This window comes from Bradyrhizobium sp. 153 (assembly GCF_023073835.1).
GTDB lineage: Bacteria > Pseudomonadota > Alphaproteobacteria > Rhizobiales > Xanthobacteraceae > Bradyrhizobium.
This window is the reverse complement of the sequence record NZ_JADPKH010000098.1, coordinates 1-1,100: the sequence shown is the minus strand read 5'-3', so window position 1 is coordinate 1,100 and position 1,100 is coordinate 1. Positions and strand designations below refer to the sequence as shown.

Here is a 1,100-nt window from a genome sequence, read left to right as displayed (position 1 = left end):
CAGGTTGTTGGCCTGAAGCGCGGTGTTGAGTTGATCGAGGGTCTTGACCGTTCCGTTGGTGCCGTCGCCGAAGGTGACGTTGACCGCCGTACCGCCGTTGAAGGAGCTGAAGGTCAAGGTCTTGCCGTTGATGCCGCCGGTGCCGGAGGTGCGGGCCGCGGTGAACGCCGAGGACGTACCGGTGTTGCCGGCAAGACCGAGCGCGGACAGCGCGTTGCCGGTGCCGGTGATCGACAGGTCGGCATTGACGCCGGTGGACAGCTTGAGCTGGCCGGAGGCGTTGATCGACGAAGCCGTCTGACCCGAGGCGGTCGCAAGCGTACCGCCGCCGCTGCCGTTGAGCGTGAAGGTCTGCACGCCCGTGGCGAAGTCGATCGCCTTCAGCACGTCGGCGATCGTCGAGCTCTGCAGGTAGACCGTCGAGTTGCCGTTGCCATCGGTGATGACGTTACCCGACACGCCCTGGGTGGAGGCCAGCGAAGCCGCCGTCGGCGTCGGACCGTCCTTGAAGGTGATGACATGGCCATCGACGTTCAGGGTCGAACCCGACGAGATGAACGACGACAGGGTCGCCGAGCTCGTGGTACGGGCCGCCGTCGCAGTGACGCTGCCGGCGCCGGTCGCGCTGGTCAGGCCGAGCTTGTTGAGGATGTCGGCCTTGCCCGTTACGCTGAGGTCAGAACCGATCGTGCTCTTCAGGACGAGCGCACCGCCGCCGCTGACGGACGAGATCGTCTGGCCGCTGTTGACCGTCAGGGTCCCGGCAACGTTGCTCTGCACCCCGCTGGCGAGGTCGATGGCAGTCAGGACGTCGCCTACCGCAGCCTTCGTGCCCGAACCGAGATAGATCGTCACGTTACCGCTGGTGTTGTCCGTGTAGACGTTACCGGTCGTGATACCGGTGGCAGCGACCCGGGTCTGACCGGTCGGGGCGGTCGTGGGCACGTCGCCGGCGGCAAAGGTGATGGTCTTGCCGTTGACGGTGAACGTGTCGCCCGCGGCAACGCCGGCGTTGGCGTCGCCAGCGGTCGCTGTGCCGTTCAGCAGGCTCGCACCAGTGGTCGCAGCGTTGATGACGGTTCCCGTATTCGTGCCCTGAA

Annotated in this window: 1 protein-coding gene; it reads right to left on the bottom strand. The window is 66.3% G+C overall.

Translation table 11 applies throughout. The annotated features are described in order from the left end of the window. On the bottom strand, positions 1 to 1,100 hold a 1,100-nt coding region (locus IVA91_RS25390), incomplete at both ends, for a DUF1522 domain-containing protein (RefSeq protein WP_247459403.1).